The organism is Streptomyces sp. NPDC055140 (genome assembly GCF_053607285.1).
Window position 1 is genome coordinate 38,174 of record NZ_JBSGTG010000001.1, and the last position, 18,345, is coordinate 56,518.

Sequence of the window (18,345 nt, forward strand, 5' to 3'; positions counted from 1 at the left end):
GGACGCGAAGGCGTCCCGCACCCCGCTTCGTGTGTGCCTCAGCACACTCTCCCTTCGCAGGTCAACGGCAAGTTGACGGGCGTTCGCGGAGCGTGGTGGACTTCCGGGGCCATCTACGGCAGCAGGAGAGGAAGCCGGTGCGAATCCGGCGCGGTCCCGCCACTGTCACCGGGGAGTGATCCCCGCGAGCCAGGAACTCTCGCCGCCGGTCTCTTCCAATCAGGGCGTGGACACCCTGAGTGAGGACATATCGCCATGCGCGGCTGCCAGTTGCGGGTGCTCCCGCCGAGAACGAGTACAAGGGTTCCGTTCGCCGTAGCGGCGGGCTGACCGTGCGAGCCGAGCGCGTCTTCGCGTACGGCAGCGCCGCCGGACTCCTCGGTGACCTCCTGTTCGGCGATCCGCGCCGCGGGCATCCGGTCGCCGCGTTCGGGCGGGCCGCGGGCGCCGTCGAGCGAGTGCTGTGGAGTGACCACCGCGGGTGGGGCGCGCTGCACACCGCCGTGTGCGCCGGGGGCGCAGCCGTCGCCGGTGGTCTCGCCGCGCGCGCCGTGCGCCGCTCCCCCGCCGCCTCCATCGCACTGACCGCCGCCGCCACCTGGGCTGTCGTCGGCGGTACGTCGCTGGCGCGCGAGGCGCGCGCCATCGGGGGCGCGCTGGCCGCCGGCGACGTGGACGCGGCGCGCGAGCGGCTGCCACATCTGTGCGGGCGCGACCCGCAGGCCCTGGACGTGGACGGGATCGCGCGGGCCGTCGTCGAGTCCGTCGCCGAGAACACCTCCGACGCCGTCGTGGGCGCGCTCGTGTGGGGCGCCGTCGCCGGGGTCCCCGGGCTCGTCGCCTTCCGCGCCGTGAACACGCTGGACGCCATGGTCGGGCACAAGTCGGCCAGGTACCGCCGTTACGGCTGGGCCTCGGCGCGCCTCGACGACGTGGCCGGCTGGCCGGGGGCGCGGCTGACCGGCGTGCTCGCCGCGGTCGCGGGCGGCAGTCCGCGCGGCGCGCTCACCGCGTGGCGCGAGGACGCGCGGCTGCACCCGAGCCCCAACGCCGGTGTCGTCGAGGCCTCGTTCGCGGGGGCGCTCGGAGTGCGGCTCGGGGGCACGTTGTCGTACGGCGGGCGGGTCGAGCACCGGCCCGTACTGAACGCGTCGGGCCGGTCCGTGGAGACCGCCGACGTCGAGCGGGCGGCGCGGCTTTCGCGGCGCGTGAGCTGGCTGGCCCTCGGCGTGTGTGTCGCAGGGCGGGCACTGTTGCGGAGGGGGAAGTCGTGAGTGGTGGCGGACTGCTGGTGGCAGGGACCACGTCCGATGCCGGGAAGAGCGTCGTCACCGCGGGCATCTGCCGGTGGCTGGTGCGGCAGGGGGTGAAGGTCGCGCCGTTCAAGGGGCAGAACATGTCCCTCAACTCCTTTGTGACGCGCGAGGGCGCCGAGATCGGCCGTGCGCAGGCCATGCAGGCGCAGGCCGCCCGCGTGGAGCCGAGCGCCCTGATGAACCCCGTACTGCTGAAGCCGGGCAGCGACCGGAGCAGCCAGGTGGTGCTCATGGGCAAGCCGGTCGGCGAGTTGAGCGCTCGCGGGTTCTTCGGGGAGTCCGGGCCCGCGGCGAAGCCGCTGTCAGGTGCTGTGTCCCCCGGGAAGGCACTGCACGGAGGACGCCAGGCCGCACTCCTCGACACCGTCGTGGGATGCCTGGAGGAACTCCGGGGCAGCTATGACGCCGTGATCTGTGAAGGGGCGGGCTCTCCCGCCGAGATCAACCTGCGCCGCACCGACATCGTCAACATGGGGATCGCGCGGGCCGCGCGGCTGCCCGTGCTCGTGGTCGGCGACATCGACCGCGGCGGCGTCTTCGCGTCGTTCTTCGGCACGACGGCGCTGCTCGCGCCCGAGGACCAGGAGCTGCTGGCCGGCTATCTGGTGAACAAGTTCCGCGGGGACGTCTCCCTCCTCGAGCCCGGCCTCGACATGCTCAAGGACCTGACCGGGCGCGCCACGTACGGAGTGCTTCCGTTCCAGCACGGCCTCGGCATCGACGAGGAGGACGGGCTGCGCGTGTCGCTGCGCGGCTCCGTGCGCGACTCACGGACGACGGCCCCCGTCGGCGAGGACGTGCTGCGCGTAGCCGTGTGCGCCGTGCCGCTGATGTCGAACTTCACCGACGTGGACGCGCTGGCCGCGGAGCCGGGAGTCGTCGTGCGGTTCGTCGACCGGGCCGAGGAGCTCGTCGACGCGGACCTGGTCGTCGTGCCGGGAACGCGCGGCACCGTCAAGGCACTTCAGTGGCTGCGCGAGCGCGGCCTCGCCGACGCCCTCGCGCGCCGGGCCGCCGAGGGGCGCCCGGTCCTCGGGATCTGCGGCGGTTTCCAGGTGCTCGGCGAGCACATCGAGGACGACGTCGAGTCGCGCGCGGGCACCGTGGACGGGCTCGGACTGCTGCCCGTACGGGTGCGGTTCGAGCGCGAGAAGACCCTCGCCCGGCCCGTCGGCGAGGCGCTCGGCGAGCGTGTCGAGGGTTACGAGATCCATCACGGGGTCGCCGAGGTCGCCGGCGGAGAAGCCTTCTTGGACGGGTGCCGCGTCGGTTCCGTCTGGGGCACGCACTGGCACGGCTCGCTGGAGGCGGACGGCTTCCGCCGGGCGTTCCTGCGCGAGGTCGCGGCCGCCGCGGGCCGCCGTTTCGTGCCGGCGCCCGACACGTCGTTCGGCGCGCTGCGCGAGGAGCAGCTCGACCGGCTCGGCGATCTGATCGAAGAACACGCGGACACGGACGCGCTGTGGCGGCTCATCGAGTCCGGCGCTCCGTCAGGACTGCCTTTCATTCCACCGGGAGCGCCCGCATGAGCACAGTGTTGTTGTTGTCGACCGCAGACACCGATCTGCTGGCGGCCCGCGCCTCCGGCGCCCCCTACCGGATCGGGAACCCGACCCGCGTCGACGTGCAGAGCGAGCTGCCGGAGCTGCTCGACGGCGTGGACGTCGCCGTCGTCCGGCTCCTCGGCGGCAAGCGCGCCTGGGAGGACGGGCTCGCGGCGCTGAAGGCGTCCGGCGTGCCGACGGTCCTGCTCGGCGGCGAGAGCGTCCCGGACGCGGAGCTGATGGCCGAGTCGACCGTGCACGCGGGCGCCGTGGCCGAGGCGCTGCGCTATCTCGTCGAGGGCGGACCGGGCAACCTCGTCGAGCTGGCCCGCTTCCTCGTCCAGGACGTGCTGCGGGGCGGGCACGGCCGGGCCGGGAGTACGCAGGAGCGGCACAGCGCCGAGCCGCAGAAGATGCCCGAGTACGGGGCGCACGGCCGCCGTGCGCGCGTCGAGGGCCGTCCGACGGTCGGTGTGCTCTTCTACCGCGCCCACGAGCTGTCCGGGAACACCGCTTTCGTGGACACGCTGTGCGACGCGATCGAGGCGCGCGGCGTCAACTCCCTTCCGGTGTACTGCGGTTCGCTGCGCGGCGCCGACCCCGGCCTGTACGAGCTTCTCGGCGAGGCCGACACCCTGGTCGCGACCGTGCTCGCGGCGGGCGGCACGCACGCCTCGCAGGCGTCCGCGGGCGGCGACGAGGAGGCCTGGGACATCGGCGCGCTCGCCGACCTCGACATCCCCGTCCTGCAGGGTCTTTGCCTCACGTCGTCGAAGGCGGCCTGGGAGGCGTCGGACGCCGCCCTGTCGCCGATGGACGCGGCGATGCAGGTCGCGATCCCCGAGTTCGACGGCCGGATCGTGACCGTGCCGTTCTCCTTCAAGGAGGAGGGCCCCGACGGCGTCCCCGTGTACACGGCCGACCCCGAGCGGGCCGCGCGCGTCGCCGGAATCGCCGTGCGCCACGCCCGTCTCGGCCACAAGCCGAACGGCGAGAAGAGGCTCGCCGTCGTCTTCACCGCCTATCCGACCAAGCACTCGCGGGTCGGCAACGCGGTGGGCCTCGACACGCCCGCCTCCGCAGTCCGTGTCCTGGACGCGCTGCGCGAGGCCGGTTACGGCGTCGACGGCTACCCGGACAACGGGGACGAGCTGATCCACCGCCTCATCGAGGCGGGCGGCCACGACGTCGAGTGGCTCACCGAGGACCAGCTGGCGTCGGCGCCCGCGCGGGTGCCGCTCGCCGACTACCGCGCCTGGTTCGACAAGCTGGCGCCCGAGCTGCGCGACAGGATGCTGGAGGCGTGGGGCGAGCCGCCGGGCTCCCTCTACGTCGACGGCGACGACATCGTGCTCGCGTCCCTCCAGTTCGGCAACGTCGTCGTGATGATCCAGCCGCCGCGCGGCTTCGGCGAGAACCCCATCGCGATCTACCACGACCCGGACATGCCGCCGTCGCACCACTACATGGCCGCGTACCGCTGGCTGGAGAACAGCTTCGGCGCGGACGCCGTCATCCACATGGGCAAGCACGGCACGATGGAGTGGCTGCCCGGCAAGGGCCTCGGTCTGAGCGGGAGTTGTGCGCCCGACGCGGTCCTGGGCGAGCTGCCGCTGATCTACCCGTTCATCGTGAACGACCCGGGCGAGGGCACGCAGGCCAAGCGCCGCGGGCACGCCACGGTCGTCGACCACCTGGTGCCGCCGATGGCGCGCGCCGACACGTACGGCGACCTCGCGAAGCTGGAACAGCTCCTCGACGAGTACGCGCTCGTCTCCGACCTGGACCCGACGAAGGCCCCGGCCGTACGCGCCCAGATCTGGACGCTGGTGAAGGCCGCCGAGCTCCACCACGACCTGCATGTCGACGAGCAGCCGGACGACGGCGACTTCGACGAGTTCGTGATGCACATCGACGGCTATCTGTGCGAGATCAAGGACGTGCAGATCCGCGACGGTCTGCACATCCTGGGCGGCGGCCCGGTCGGCGAGCCGCGCGTGAACCTCGTACTCGCCGTACTGCGCGCCTCGCAGGTGTGGGGCGGCACCGCCAACGCGCTGCCCGGCCTGCGGGCCTGCCTGGCCGAGCACTTCGGCCTGGTCGAGAAGGAGCTGCTCGGCGAGCCCGGCGCGCCGGTGAAGGTGCCGGGCGGGCTGACGGACCTCGTCGACGGTCCCGCCCGCAGCGCCGCCGACGCGATCGACCTCCTGGAGCAGCTGTGCCGGCGCGCGGCCGAGGGCATGGAGGAGCGCGGCTGGGACGCCACGGCCGTCCCGGCGCTCGTCCGGGACGTTGTCGGGACCGAACTCGCGGACGCCGTCGCGGTGTTGGAGTTCGCGTGCCGTGAGGTCGTGCCCCGGCTCGCGCGCACCACGGACGAGATCGGGCACATTCTGCGCGCGCTCGACGGCGGATACGTGCCCGCGGGACCGTCCGGTTCGCCGACGCGCGGCCTGGTCAACGTGCTGCCGACGGGCCGCAACTTCTACTCCGTCGACCCGAAGGCGATCCCGTCGCGGCTGAGCTGGGAGGTCGGGCAGGCGCTCGCCGACTCGCTGGTGGCGCGCTACCTCGCCGACACCGGCGAGTACCCCAAGTCCGTGGGCCTGACGGTGTGGGGCACCTCGGCGATGCGTACGCAGGGCGACGACATCGCGGAGATCCTCGCGCTGCTCGGCTGCCGCCCGGTGTGGGACGACGCCTCGCGCCGTGTCACCGGCTTCGAGGTCGTGCCGGCCGCCGAACTCGGGCGCCCGCGCATCGATGTGACGGTCCGTATCTCCGGCTTCTTCCGCGACGCGTTCCCGCATGTCGTCGGTCTGATCGACGACGCCGTGCAGGCCGTCGCCGCGCTCGACGAGAGCCCCGAGCAGAACTACGTACGGGCGCATGTCGAACAGGACGCCGTCGAGCACGGCGACCGGCGGCGGGCCACGGCCCGGATCTTCGGGTCGAAGCCGGGGGCGTACGGGGCGGGTCTGCTGCCGCTGATCGACGCCCGCAACTGGCAGTCCGACGCGGACCTCGCCGAGGTGTACGCGGTGTGGGGCGGCTACGCGTACGGGCGCGGGCTCGACGGGCGGGCCGCGCGCGGCGACATGGAGACGGCGTTCCGGCGCATCAACGTGGCGGCGAAGAACGTCGACACCCGCGAGCACGACCTCGTCGACGCCGACGACTACTTCCAGTACCACGGCGGCATGGTCGCCATGGTGCGGCATCTGACGGGGGCCTCCCCCGAGGCGTACGTCGGCGACTCCGCCGTACCCGACCAGGTGAAGACCCGCACGCTCGGCGAGGAGACCCACCGGGTGTTCCGCGCGCGTGTGGTCAACCCGCGCTGGATGGCCGCGATGCGCCGCCACGGCTACAAGGGCGCCTTCGAGATGGCCGCCACCGTCGACTACCTCTTCGGGTACGACGCGACGGCCGGCGTGGTCGACGACTGGATGTACGAGAAGCTGTCGGCCGAGTACGTCTTCGACGCGGAGAACCAGGACTTCATGAAGAAGTCCAACCCGTGGGCCCTGCGCGGCATCACCGAGCGGCTGCTCGAAGCGGCCGAGCGCGGGCTGTGGGCCGAGCCCGACGCGCAGACGCTGGAACGCCTGCGGGCCACGTATCTGGAACTTGAGGGCGACTTGGAGGGCGACGACCAGTGAGTACCCCCTATCCGTTCACCGCGCTCGTCGGGCAGGACGACCTGCGACTGGCGCTGCTGCTCAACGCCGTGTCGCCCGCTGTCGGCGGTGTGCTCGTGCGCGGCGAGAAAGGCACGGCCAAGTCGACGGCCGTACGCGCTCTTTCGGCGCTCATGCCGGAGGTCGAGGTCGTCGCCGGGTGCCGCTTCTCGTGCGTGCCGGGCGCCCCGGACCCGGCGTGCCCGGACGGGCCGCACGAGACCGGACCCGGCACCTCACGTGCCGCCCGCATGGTCGAGCTGCCCGTCGGCGCGTCCGAGGACCGGCTCGTCGGCGCGCTCGACATCGAGCGGGCGCTCGCCGAGGGCGTCAAGGCCTTCGAACCGGGACTCCTCGCCGACGCGCACCGCGGCATCCTGTACGTCGACGAAGTGAACCTGCTGCACGACCACTTGGTGGACCTGCTGCTCGACGCGGCCGCGATGGGCGCCTCGTACGTGGAGCGCGAGGGCGTATCCGTACGGCATGCCGCGCGCTTCCTGCTCGTGGGCACCATGAACCCCGAAGAGGGGGAGCTGCGCCCTCAGTTGCTCGACCGGTTCGGGCTCACCGTGGAGGTCGCCGCCTCCCGCGAGCCCGACCAGCGCGTCGAGGTCGTCAAGCGGCGCCTCGCCTACGACGACGACCCCGAGGGCTTCGCCGGGAAGTGGGAGCAGGAGGAGTCCGCCGTACGGGCGCGGATCGTCGCGGCCCGTGACCTGCTGCCGTCGGTGCGGCTCGGTGACGCCGCGCTGCGCCAGATCGCCGCGACGTGCGCCGCGTTCGAGGTCGACGGGATGCGCGCGGACATCGTGATGGCGCGTACGGCGACGGCGCTCGCCGCGTGGGCGGGCCGCACGGACGTGCTGGCCGAGGACGTGCGGCAGGCCGCGCTCCTGGCTCTGCCGCACCGCAGGCGCCGCAACCCGTTCGACGCGCCGGGGCTCGACGAGGACAAGCTCGACGACACCCTGGAGGAGTTCGGCGGGCAGGACGGTCAGGATGCAGAAGCGGATCCGGACGGTGACGGTGATGACGACGGCGGCGGGGACGGGCCCGGTGGCGGTGGCGGGCAGCCGCCGCAGGACGCGCCCGAGGGCAACGGCCCCGACGCGGGCGGCGACCAGGCCGCCGACATCCCCGCGCAGGGCGAGCCCTCCGACAGCGGCGAGCAGAAGGCTCCCGCGGGCGGCGGCGAGCAGGCGGCCGCACGGGCCTCCGAGCCCTTCCGTACGAAGATGCTGAGCGTGCCCGGACTCGGTGAGGGGGCCGCCGGGCGGCGCTCGCGGGCCCGCACGGAACACGGGCGTACGACGGGTGCGCGGCGTCCGCGTGGCGCGCTCACCAAGCTGCACCTGGCGGCGACCGTGCAGGCCGCGGCCCCTCACCAGCGGGCGCGGGGCCGTTCCGGCCCTGGGCTCGTGGTGCGGCGTGACGATCTGCGGCAGGCGACCCGGGAGGGCCGCGAGGGCAACCTCGTGCTGTTCGTGGTCGACGCCTCCGGGTCGATGGCGGCGCGGCAGCGGATGAGCGCCGTCAAGGGCGCTGTCCTGTCGCTGCTCCTCGACGCGTACCAGCGGCGCGACAAGGTGGGACTCGTGACGTTCCGCGGCTCCTCGGCCGACGTGGCGCTCCCGCCGACGTCCTCCGTGGACGCGGCAGCCGTACGGCTGGAGTCGCTGCCCACCGGTGGACGTACGCCGCTGTCCGCCGGGCTCCTCAAGGCGCACGACGTGCTGCGCGTGGAGCGGCTGCGGGACCCGGCGCGCCGGCCGCTCGTCGTCGTGGTGACCGACGGGCGCGCGACGGGCGGGCCGGAGCCGGTGGCGCTCGCGGGGCGTGCGGCGCGGCTGCTCGCCGCCGAGGGAACGGCGTCGGTCGTCGTGGACTGCGAGTCGGGTCCGGTGCGGCTCGGGCTCGCCGGTCAGCTGGCGGGCGAGCTGGGCGGGACGGCGGTGACGCTCGACGAGTTGCGGGCCGACTCGATCGCCGGGCTCGTGAAGGACGTCCGACAGATGCAGGGTCTGCAGTCGAACAGCAGGAGGGTCGCGTAATGCCTCAGGGACAGCCGAGCGTCGTGCCGGACGACGGGCTCACGACGCGGCAGCGGCGCAACCGGCCGCTTGTCGTCGTCCACACCGGCATCGGCAAGGGCAAGTCGACGGCGGCCTTCGGGCTGGCCCTGCGCGCCTGGAACCAGGGCTGGCCGATCGGGGTGTTCCAGTTCGTCAAGTCGGCGAAGTGGAAGGTCGGCGAGGAGAACGCGCTGCGCGTCCTCGGCGCGAGCGGCGAGGGCGGGACCGTCGACTGGCACAAGATGGGCGAGGGCTGGTCCTGGGTCCAGCGCGACGCGCAGATGGACAACGAGGAGAAGGCCCGCGAGGGCTGGGAGCAGGTCAAGCGCGACCTCGCCGCCGAGACGTACCAGCTGTACGTGCTCGACGAGTTCGCCTACCCGATGCACTGGGGCTGGATCGACACGGACGAGGTCATCTCCGTGCTGCGGGACCGGCCCGGGACCCAGCATGTGGTGATCACCGGGCGCAACGCCCCTGAGGACCTGGTGGACTTCGCGGACCTCGTCACCGACATGTCCAAGGTCAAGCACCCCATGGACGCGGGCCAGAAGGGCCAGAGGGGCATCGAGTGGTGAGTACGTCCATGCCTCGGCTCGTCATTGCCGCGCCCTCCTCGGGCAGCGGCAAGACGACCGTCGCGACGGGTCTGATGGCGGCGTTCGCCGGGCGCGGGCTCGCCGTGTCGCCGCACAAGGTCGGGCCCGACTACATCGACCCCGGATACCACGCGCTCGCCACGGGGCGGCCGGGGCGCAACCTCGACGCGTACCTGTGCGGGCCCGAGCTCGTGGCGCCGCTCTTCGCGCACGGGGCGCGGGGGTGCGATCTCGCCGTCGTCGAGGGCGTGATGGGGCTTTTCGACGGGGTCTCCGGTCAGGGGGAGCTGGCGTCGACCGCGCACGTCGCGAAGCTCCTTCGGGCGCCGGTCGTGCTCGTCGTCGACGCGTCGTCGCAGGCCCGGTCCGTGGCCGCGCTCGTGCACGGTTTTGCGTCGTTCGATCCCGAGGTGCGGCTCGCCGGGGTGATCCTCAACAAGGTCGGGTCCGACCGGCACGAGGCGATCCTGCGCGAGGCGCTGGACGAGTCGGGGGTGCCGGTGTTCGGCGCCCTGCACCGGGGTGGGGAAGTGCTGACTCCCTCGCGGCACCTGGGGCTTGTGCCGGTGGCTGAGCGGGGGGCCGAGGCCGTTGCGGCCGTTGCCGCCATGGGGGAGATGGTTCGGGCCGGGTGTGACCTGGACGCGCTGTATGCGGTGGCTCGTGGTGCGGGGCCGTTGGACTGTGCGGCCTGGGATGCGGCTGAGGTTTTGGGTTCTCTCCCCCAGCCCGGCCCTTCCCGGAACCGGGTCTCTGCACCGGCCCCCGGCCCTCGAACGCCGGACGGGCTGGATGTGCCGGACCGCACCGTGAATGACAAGCCTCGCGTTGCCGTGGCCGGTGGCGCCGCCTTCACCTTCTCCTATGCCGAGCACAGTGAGCTGCTTGCCGCCGCCGGGGCCGAGGTTGTGGCCTTCGATCCGCTTCGGGACGAGCAACTCCCCGACGGGACACGGGCGTTGGTCATCGGTGGGGGTTTTCCGGAGATGTACGCCTCCGAGCTGTCCGCCAATGAGCCGCTGCGCAAGGCCGTCGGTGAGCTCGCGCGGTCCGGTGCGCCCGTCGTCGCCGAGTGTGCGGGGCTGCTGTATCTGGCGCGCTCCCTGGACGGGCAGCCCATGTGCGGGGTCCTGGACGCCGACGCACGGATGTCGGAGCGGCTGACGCTCGGGTACCGGGACGCCGTGGCCGTGTCCGACAGCATGCTGGCCGCGAACGGGACGCGGGTGCGCGGCCACGAGTTCCATCGCACCGTCGTCGAACCCGGGGCCGGCGCCACCCCCGCGTGGGGCATCACGCGTCCCGAGCGGCGCGTCGAAGGGTTTGTGCAGGGCGGGGTGCACGCCTCGTATCTGCATGTGCACTGGGCCTCCGTGCCCCAGGCGGCGCGGCGCATCGTCGCGCAGGCAACCGAAGTCGCGCAGGCAACCGAAGTCGCGCGGGCAACCGAAGGAGTCACCCCGTCATGACCGACAACACCACGCACCGGCTGACCGGCGTCGGCGTGGGTCCCGGTGACCCCGAGCTCGTGACCGTGAAGGGCGTGAACGCCCTGCGCGAGGCCGCCGTCGTCGTCGTGCCGGTGATGGCCGCCGCCGACGGGACGGACGGCGGAGAGCCCGGCCGCGCCGAGGCGACCGTCCTGCACTACGTGCCCGCCGACAAGGTCGTCCGCGTCGTCTTCGCGCTCAACGAGCGCTCGGACCGGGCCCGGCGCGAGGCCGCCTGGGACGCGGCCGGTGAGCGCGTCGCGGCGCTCCTGCGGGAGCACGGCTCCGTCGCGTTCGCGACGATCGGCGACCCGAACGTGTACTCCACGTTCACGTATCTCGCCCTGACCGTCGGGGAGCTCGTGCCGGGGACCGTCGTCGAGACCGTGCCCGGCATCACCGCCATGCAGGACCTCGCCGCGCGGTCCGGCGCCGTGCTCACCGAGGGCACCGAGCCGCTGACGCTCGTGCCGGTGACCGCCGGTTCGGCCGTGCTCAAGGAGGCGCTCGCGGGGCCCGGCACCGTCGTCGCGTACAAGTTCGGGCGGCTCGCCGGCGAGGTCGCCGCGGCGCTGCGCGAGACGGGGCGGACGCAGGACGCCGTGTGGGGGTCCGCGCTCGGGCTGCCCGAGGAGTCCATCAGGCCCGCCGCCGAACTGGGCGCCGACGCCGCGCTGCCGTACCTGTCGACGCTGATCGCGCCCGCGCGGCGCGACGGCGGACGGGGCGGGAAACTGTGACCCGCCGGGGGGCGGGCCCGGCGCTACTCCCCCGCCGTGCCGATCACCAGCCACATCAGGGCGGCGCCCGCGATCGTGCACAGCAGCGTGGAGCGCGCCGGGTGGTGGTGGCCGGCCTCGGGCAGGATCTCCGCGGCCGCGATGTAGAGCAGAACGCCGCCGAAGAACCCGAGGTAGCAGGCGAGGGCCTGCGCCGGGATGGTGAACAGCAGCGTCGACGCGGCGCCCACCACCGGGGCGAGCGCGTCCGCGCCGACCATCGCGAGTGCCTTGCGGCGGGCGTTCCCGTAGGCGCGCGTGATCGTGTACGTGTTGAAGCCGTCGGCGAAGTCGTGGGTGATCACGGCGAGCGCGACGGTGTACCCCATGGTGCTGCTCACCTGGAACGAGGCGCCGATCGCGACGCCGTCCGCGACGCTGTGCCCGACCATCGCGGAGGCGGCGCCGAGGCCGACCTGGGGCACCTGCTCCTCGCCCTCCTGCGCCCCGTGCGCGGCCTGGCGCATCGCGAGCAGCCGCTCGACGATGTGGGCGACGAGGAAGCCCGCGACGAACAGGAGCAGCGCGGCGGGCACTCCGTAGATCTCGTTGCCGGCGCCGTGCAGGGCTTCCGGGAGCAGGTCGAAGCCGACCACGCCGAGCATCAGGCCGCCGGCGAATCCGAGCACCAAGTGGCGCCGGTCGGTGACGTGGTGGGCGGTCCAGCCGCCGACGAGTGTCATCACGAACGAGCCAAGGGCGACGAGGACGGCCATGGTCCCTTGCTAGCGGATCGGCACCGGCCGCGCACGCCCGGGACCGGCTGAGCCGCACCTTCCGACCCGTCCGATACCGCTCCCGTACCTCCGTACGACCGAACCGCGTACGAACCCGTACGACCCAACGCTGCATCCCCGAGAGGACCCCAGTCATGCCCGAAGCAACCACCGGCAAGGTGACCTTCGTCGGTGCCGGGCCCGGCGCCGCCGATCTGCTCACGTTCCGCGCCGCGCGCGCCATCGCGGACGCCGATGTCGTCATCTGGGCGGCCAGCCTGGTGCAGGAGGAGGTCCTCGACCACGCGCGCGAGGGCGCGGAGATCCTGGATTCGGCGACGATGTCGCTGGAGGACGTCGTCGCCGTGTACGAGCGGGCGCACCGCGACGGTCTGCGGGTCGCGCGCATCCACTCCGGGGACCCGGCGCTGTGGGGCGGCACGCAGGAACAGGTCGACCGGTGCGCGCGGCTGGGCATCGCGACGGAGGTGATCCCGGGTGTCTCGTCGTTCTCGGCGGTGGCCGCGCTCGCGCAGCGCGAACTGACGATCCCCGAGGTCGCGCAGTCCGTGATCCTGACGCGGCTCGGCGGCGGCAAGACGCCGATGCCTCCCGGCGAGGAGGTGCGGGAGTTCGCGCGGCACGGCACGACGATGGCGCTGTTCCTTTCGGCGGCGCGCAGCGGCCAGTTGGTGCGTGAGCTTCTGGAAGGCGGCTACCCGACGTCGACGCCGGTCGTCGTCGCGTACCAGGCGACCTGGCCGGAGGAGCTGATCGTGAAGTGCACGATCAGCACGCTGGAGGAGACCGTGAAGCAGCACAAGCTGTGGAAGCACACGCTGTTCCTGGTCGGCCCGGCGCTGGACGCGGAGGGCACGCGTTCGCACCTCTACCACCCGGGCCACTTCCACGGTTTCCGCAAGGCCGACCCCGAGGCGCGGGCGGCGCTGCGGGCCGGGAAATCCGCGCAGGCCCAGTCGTGATCACGGTCTTCGGTACGGGGACGGGGGCGCCGCTGTCCCCGGATCCGGCCCTGTCGTCCGCGGCCGTGGTGGTCGGCGGACGGCGTCATCTCGACGCGGCCGAGGCGCTGCTGGCGCCCGGGGCGGAGCGGGTCGTGCTGGGGCCGCTGGCTGCGGCGCTGGACTCGGTCGAGCGATACATCGAGAACGAGAAGGATCAGGGCGTCGCCGTGCTGGCGTCCGGCGACCCCGGGTTCTTCGGGATCGTGCGGGCGCTCGCCGAGCGGTTCGGGCCCGCGGCGCTCGACGTGCGGCCGGGGGTGTCGTCGGTGGCGACGGCGTTCGCCCGCGTCGGCCTTCCGTGGGACGACGCGGCGGTGGTCAGCGCGCACGGCCGTGACCTTCGGACCGCGGTCAACGTGTGCCGCGCGTACCCGAAGACCGCCGTGCTCACGGGTCCCGGCGCGGGCCCTGCCGAGCTGGGCGCCGAACTCGCGCACCGCAGCACCGACCGCGTCCTCGTCGTCGCGTCCCGCCTCGGCGACCCCGAGCACGAGAGTCTTGAGCGGGTCACGCCGTCGGAGGCCGCCGCCCGTGACTGGGGCGACGCGGTGAGCGTGGTGCTCTGCCTGGACGAGAGACGGGTGCTCGCACCGGTGCGCACCCTCGCCGGTCCCGGCCGCCCGCCGGCCCGGTGGGCCCTGGACGAGAGCGAGTTCGCGCACCGCGACTCGATGATCACCAAGTTCGAGGTGCGGGCGCTCGCGCTCGCGCGGCTCGGGCCGCGCCCGGGCGACCTGGTGTGGGACATCGGGGCGGGGTCCGGCTCGGTCGCCGTGGAGTGCGCGCGGTTCGGCGCCGCGGCCGTGGCCGTCGAGAAGACCGTGGACGGCGTGGCCCGGATCCGGGACAACGCCGCCGCCCACGGTGTCGACGTACGCGTCGTGCACGGCGCGGCGCCCACCGTCCTGTCCGATCTCGCCGACCCCGACGCGGTGTTCATCGGCGGGGGCGGGCGTGAGCTGACCGCGATCGTGACGGCGTGCGCGCGACGCACGCGGCGGTCCGTGGTGGTCGCGGTGGCGGCGGTGGACCGGGTGGGCGCGGTGCGGGACGCACTGGGCGCGGCCGGGTTCGTCAGCGACGGCGTGCTGCTGCAGTCGTCCCGGCTCGCGCCGCTGCCGGGCGACGTGTCGCGGCTCGCCGCGGCCAATCCGGTGTTCCTGGTGTGGGGCGTACGGCCCGATACGGAGAGCGCCACTTCCGTGGACTTCCTTGAACGAAGGAGTAGTTGAGTGATCGGCCTGATTTCAGCCACGGCGGCCGGGGCGGTGGCCCGCGACCGGCTCGCGTCGGCGTGGCCGTCTCGTACGCGGGTGTACGAGGGTTCCGTGGGGGACGCCGTGCGGCGCGCGTTCACGGAGTGCGAGCAGGTGGTGTGCTTCCTGGCGACAGGGGCCGTGGTCCGGCTCGTCGCGCCGCTGCTGCGGGACAAGCACGTGGACCCGGGCGTGGTGTGCGTCGACGAGGCCGGGCGGTTCGCGGTGTCGCTGCTCGGGGGGCACGAGGGCGGGGCGAACGCGCTCGCGCGTGAGGTGGCCGCCGTCCTGGAGGCCGAGCCGGTGGTGACCACGGCGACGGACGCCGTGGACGTGCCCGGGCTCGACACGCTCGGCCTGCCCGTCGAGGGGGACGTCGCCGGGGTCACCCGGGCGGTCCTCGACGGTGAACCGGTCGCTCTGCACGCCGAGTTGGCGTATCCGCTGCCCGCGCTTCCGGGGAATGTCGCACCGGACCAGGTGGCCGATCACACGATCCGCGTCAGCGACCGCGCCGTGGAGCCCGCCGACCGCGAGGTCGTCGTGCGGCCCCCGTCCCTCGTCGTGGGGGTCGGCGCCAGCAGGGGCGCGCCCGTGGACGAGGTGCTCGGGCTCGTGCGCGACACGCTGCGGGACGCGGGGCTCTCGCCGCTGTCCGTGGCGCGGCTCGCGACCGTCGACGCCAAGGCCGGTGAGCCGGGCATCGTCGAGGCCGCCGAGCAGTTGGGCGTGCCCGTCGTGACGTACGGCGCGGAGACCCTCGCCGGGGTCACCGTGCCGAACCCGTCCGACGCGCCGCTCGACGCCGTCGGTACGCCCTCGGTGGCGGAGGCCGCCGCGCTGGTCGCCGGTGGTGAACTCCTCGTACCGAAGCGGAAGTCGGTGCGCGCCGACGGGCAGCCCGCGATGGCGACGTGCGCCGTCGTGCGCACCGCGCCGCGCGGCCGGCTCGCCGTCGTCGGGCTCGGCCCCGGCGCCCGTGACCTCGTGACTCCGCGCGCCCGCGACGAGCTGCGCGCCGCGTCCGTCCTCGTCGGCCTCGACCAGTACGTCGACCAGATCCGGGACCTGCTGCGGCCCGGCACCCGGATCCTGGAGTCCGGGCTCGGCGCCGAGGAGGAGCGGGCCCGCACGGCGGTCGCCGAGGCCCGCAAGGGGCAGGCCGTGGCACTGATCGGCAGCGGGGACGCGGGCGTGTACGCGATGGCGTCGCCCGCGCTCGCCGAGGCGTCCGACGACATCGACGTGGTGGGCGTACCGGGCGTGACGGCCGCGCTCGCGGCGGCCGCGATCCTGGGCGCGCCGCTCGGCCACGACCATGTCTCGATCAGCCTGTCCGACCTGCACACGCCGTGGGAGGTCATCGAGCGCCGCGTGCGGGCCGCCGCGGAGGCGGACATCGTGGTCACGTTCTACAACCCGCGCAGCCGGGGCCGTGACTGGCAGCTGCCCAAGGCCCTCGGCATCCTCGCCGAGCACCGCGAGCCGGGCACGCCCGTGGGTGTGGTGCGCAACGCGTCCCGCGCCGACGAGTCGAGCAGGCTGACCACGCTCGGCGAACTCGACCCGGCCTGGGTCGACATGATGACCGTCGTGACCGTCGGCAACACGGCCACGCGGCGGATCGCGGGCCGCATGGTCACCCCGCGCGGCTACCGCTGGCAGCAGCCGGCCGCCACTGCCACTTCCGGCTCTCCCGACACCACCACCGGCACCACCCGTAAGGAGTCCTCGTGACCACCCCGCCCGCTCTGCTCATCGCCGGACACGGCACCCGCGACGAGGCCGGCGCCGAAGCCTTCCGCGACTTCGTCAGGGAGCTCGGCCGCCGCCGTCCCGACCTGCCCGTGGCGGGCGGCTTCATCGAGCTGTCGCCGCCGCCGCTGGCGGAGGCGGTGGGCGAGCTCGTGGAGCGCGGGGTGCGCCGGTTCGCGGCGGTGCCGCTGATGCTGGTGTCGGCGGGGCACGCCAAGGGCGACATCCCGGCGGCGCTGGCCCGCGAGAAGGAGCGGCACCCGGGGATCTCGTACACGTACGGGCGTCCGCTGGGTCCGCACCCGTCGCTGCTCCAGGTGCTCGAGCGGCGTCTCGACGAGGCGCTGGGCGGCGGCGCGCGCACGCCGGAGGACCGGGCCGATGTGACGGTCCTGCTGGTCGGCCGCGGTTCGACGGACCCGGACGCCAACTCCGAGGTGCACAAGGCGGCGCGACTTCTGTGGGAGGGCCGCGGTTACGCGGGCGTGGAGACGGCGTTCGTGTCGCTGGCCGCGCCGGACGTGCCGTCGGGCCTCGACCGGTGCGTGAAGCTCGGCGCGCGGCGCATCGTCGTCCTGCCGTACTTCCTGTTCACGGGGATCCTGCCGGACCGCGTGCGGCAGCAGACGGAGGGCTGGGCGTCGGCCCACCCGGACGTCGAGGTGCTCTCCGCCGACGTGATCGGCCCGGAGCCGGAGCTGATCGACCTGGTCTTGGAGCGGTACGAGGAGGCCGTCCGCGGCGATCTGCGGATGAACTGCGACACCTGCGTGTACCGGATCGCGCTGCCGGGCTTCGAGGACAAGGTGGGGCTTCCGCAGCAGCCGCACTTCCACCCGGACGACGACGGCGACCACCACGGCCACGGGCACTCGCACGGACACGGGCACTCCCACTCGCATGCGCACTGACGACGGTCACGATCTGCGCCACCACGGCGACGCGGAGGTCCGTGGCACGGGTGCGGACCTCACCGATCTCGCGGTGAACGTCCGCTCGGGCACTCCCCCGGTGTGGCTGCGCGAGCACATCGCGGACTCGCTCGGCGGGCTCGCCACGTATCCGGACGGGCGGGCGGCCCGCGAGGCGGTGGCCCGCCGGCACGGGCTTCCCGTGGAGCGGGTGCTGCTCACGGCGGGGGCGGCGGAGGCGTTCGTGCTGCTCGCCCGCGCCCTGAAGGTCCGTCACCCGGTGGTCGTGCACCCGCAGTTCACGGAGCCGGAGGCGGCGCTGCGGGACGCGGGGCATGCCGTGGACCGGGTGCTGCTGCGCGAGGAGGACGGCTTCCGGCTCGATCCGGCGGCCGTGCCCGAGGACGCGGACCTCGTGGTGATCGGCAACCCGACGAACCCGACTTCGGTCCTGCACCCGGCCGCTCTCATCGCTCAACTGGCCCGCCCCGGGCGGGTGTTGGTGGTGGACGAGGCGTTCATGGACGCGGTCCCCGGCGAGCGGGAGGCCCTCGCGGGCCGGAGCGACGTGCCGGGGCTCGTGGTGCTGCGCAGCCTGACGAAGACGTGGGGTCTTGCGGGGCTCCGGATCGGCTACGTACTGGCGGAGCCGGACACCGTCGCGGAGCTGGAGCGGGCCCAGCCGCTGTGGCCGGTGTCCACGCCGGCGCTGGCCGCGGCCGAGGCGTGTGTGTCGCCGCGCGCCCTCGCGGAGGCGGCGCACGCGGCGCACCGGATCGCGGCCGACCGGACCCATCTGGTGGCGGGGCTCGCGGAGTTCGCGGCGGAGGGCGTGTCGGTGGCGGGTCCCGCGGAGGGACCGTTCGTGCTGGTGCGGGCCCCTGGGGCGGCGGCGCTGCGCGCGCGGCTGCGGGAGCGGGGTTTCGCGGTGCGGCGCGGCGACACCTTCCCGGGTCTGGGCGCGGACTGGCTGCGTCTCGCGGTGCGGGACAGGGCGACGACGGGCCGGTTCCTCCAGGCCCTCGACCAGGCGCTGACGAGCGCCTGACGGACACATGCGGGTGGGCGGGAGTCCCCGGCTACCCCCCCCCCCCCCCCCCCCCGGCCCCCGACGGGCCCGGGGGTGAGGTGGGGCCCCCGCGGGCGGCGGCGGGGGCGGCCGCCCCCGGGGGCAGCCGGCAGCAGTGAACGCCCCCCGA

At 73.9% G+C, this 18,345-nt stretch carries 13 protein-coding genes and 1 riboswitch; of the genes, 12 read left to right on the forward strand and 1 reads right to left on the reverse strand.

The window, feature by feature from the left end; genetic code table 11:
- Positions 1 to 79: 79 nt before the first annotated feature.
- A riboswitch (cobalamin riboswitch) is annotated at positions 80 to 221 on the forward strand.
- 111 nt (positions 222 to 332) lie between these two features.
- From ACWFR4_RS00210 to cobI, 7 genes are read left to right on the forward strand one after another with little or no spacing between them, the layout of a single operon-like run.
- Complete coding sequence (locus ACWFR4_RS00210; protein ID WP_453650007.1) at positions 333 to 1,274, forward strand: cobalamin biosynthesis protein; 942 nt, start codon at positions 333 to 335, stop codon at positions 1,272 to 1,274.
- Positions 1,271 to 2,845: a cobyric acid synthase gene (locus ACWFR4_RS00215; RefSeq protein WP_453650009.1), complete on the forward strand. Its 1,575-nt coding sequence runs from the start codon at positions 1,271 to 1,273 to the stop codon at positions 2,843 to 2,845. Before ACWFR4_RS00210 ends, ACWFR4_RS00215 begins: the two co-directional genes overlap by 4 nt.
- A complete protein-coding gene (gene cobN, locus ACWFR4_RS00220; RefSeq protein ID WP_453650011.1) occupies positions 2,842 to 6,522 on the forward strand; it encodes a cobaltochelatase subunit CobN in 3,681 nt (1,226 codons plus the stop codon). The genes ACWFR4_RS00215 and cobN overlap by 4 nt, the downstream gene beginning before the upstream one ends.
- Positions 6,519 to 8,594, forward strand: a complete 2,076-nt coding sequence (locus tag ACWFR4_RS00225) for a putative cobaltochelatase (RefSeq protein WP_453466027.1) — start codon at positions 6,519 to 6,521, stop codon at positions 8,592 to 8,594. Before cobN ends, ACWFR4_RS00225 begins: the two co-directional genes overlap by 4 nt.
- A complete protein-coding gene (gene cobO / locus ACWFR4_RS00230) occupies positions 8,594 to 9,193 on the forward strand; it encodes a cob(I)yrinic acid a,c-diamide adenosyltransferase (protein ID WP_453466029.1) in 600 nt (199 codons plus the stop codon). The genes ACWFR4_RS00225 and cobO overlap by 1 nt, the downstream gene beginning before the upstream one ends.
- An 8-nt stretch (positions 9,194 to 9,201) precedes the next feature.
- Positions 9,202 to 10,683, forward strand: a complete 1,482-nt coding sequence (locus ACWFR4_RS00235; protein ID WP_453650622.1) for a cobyrinate a,c-diamide synthase — start codon at positions 9,202 to 9,204, stop codon at positions 10,681 to 10,683.
- Positions 10,680 to 11,444 carry a precorrin-2 C(20)-methyltransferase gene (gene cobI / locus ACWFR4_RS00240; protein ID WP_453466033.1) on the forward strand — a complete coding sequence of 255 codons (765 nt, stop codon included), beginning with the start codon at positions 10,680 to 10,682 and terminating at the stop codon, positions 11,442 to 11,444. Before ACWFR4_RS00235 ends, cobI begins: the two co-directional genes overlap by 4 nt.
- A 23-nt stretch (positions 11,445 to 11,467) precedes the next feature.
- Here cobI and ACWFR4_RS00245 read toward each other — a convergent pair whose 3' ends face one another.
- Complete coding sequence (locus ACWFR4_RS00245; RefSeq protein ID WP_383998815.1) at positions 11,468 to 12,199, reverse strand: ZIP family metal transporter; 732 nt, start codon at positions 12,197 to 12,199, stop codon at positions 11,468 to 11,470.
- 155 nt (positions 12,200 to 12,354) lie between these two features.
- Here ACWFR4_RS00245 and cobM point away from each other — a divergent pair, with 155 nt between their 5' ends.
- From cobM to cobC, 5 genes are read left to right on the forward strand one after another with little or no spacing between them, the layout of a single operon-like run.
- The gene (gene cobM, locus ACWFR4_RS00250; RefSeq protein WP_266565728.1) at positions 12,355 to 13,182 is read left to right on the forward strand and encodes a precorrin-4 C(11)-methyltransferase; all 828 of its coding nucleotides are present in this window, start codon (positions 12,355 to 12,357) and stop codon (positions 13,180 to 13,182) included.
- Positions 13,179 to 14,456 (forward strand): precorrin-6y C5,15-methyltransferase (decarboxylating) subunit CbiE, encoded by a 1,278-nt coding sequence (gene cbiE / locus ACWFR4_RS00255; protein ID WP_453650013.1) that lies wholly within the window; start codon positions 13,179 to 13,181, stop codon positions 14,454 to 14,456. The genes cobM and cbiE overlap by 4 nt, the downstream gene beginning before the upstream one ends.
- Positions 14,457 to 16,217, forward strand: a complete 1,761-nt coding sequence (gene cobJ / locus ACWFR4_RS00260) for a precorrin-3B C(17)-methyltransferase (protein WP_453466036.1) — start codon at positions 14,457 to 14,459, stop codon at positions 16,215 to 16,217.
- On the forward strand, positions 16,214 to 17,146 hold the full coding sequence (locus ACWFR4_RS00265; RefSeq protein WP_453466038.1) for a sirohydrochlorin chelatase: 933 nt from the start codon (positions 16,214 to 16,216) through the stop codon (positions 17,144 to 17,146). Before cobJ ends, ACWFR4_RS00265 begins: the two co-directional genes overlap by 4 nt.
- Positions 17,136 to 18,194 carry an Rv2231c family pyridoxal phosphate-dependent protein CobC gene (cobC, locus tag ACWFR4_RS00270; RefSeq protein ID WP_453466040.1) on the forward strand — a complete coding sequence of 353 codons (1,059 nt, stop codon included), beginning with the start codon at positions 17,136 to 17,138 and terminating at the stop codon, positions 18,192 to 18,194. Before ACWFR4_RS00265 ends, cobC begins: the two co-directional genes overlap by 11 nt.
- Positions 18,195 to 18,345: the final 151 nt, after the last annotated feature.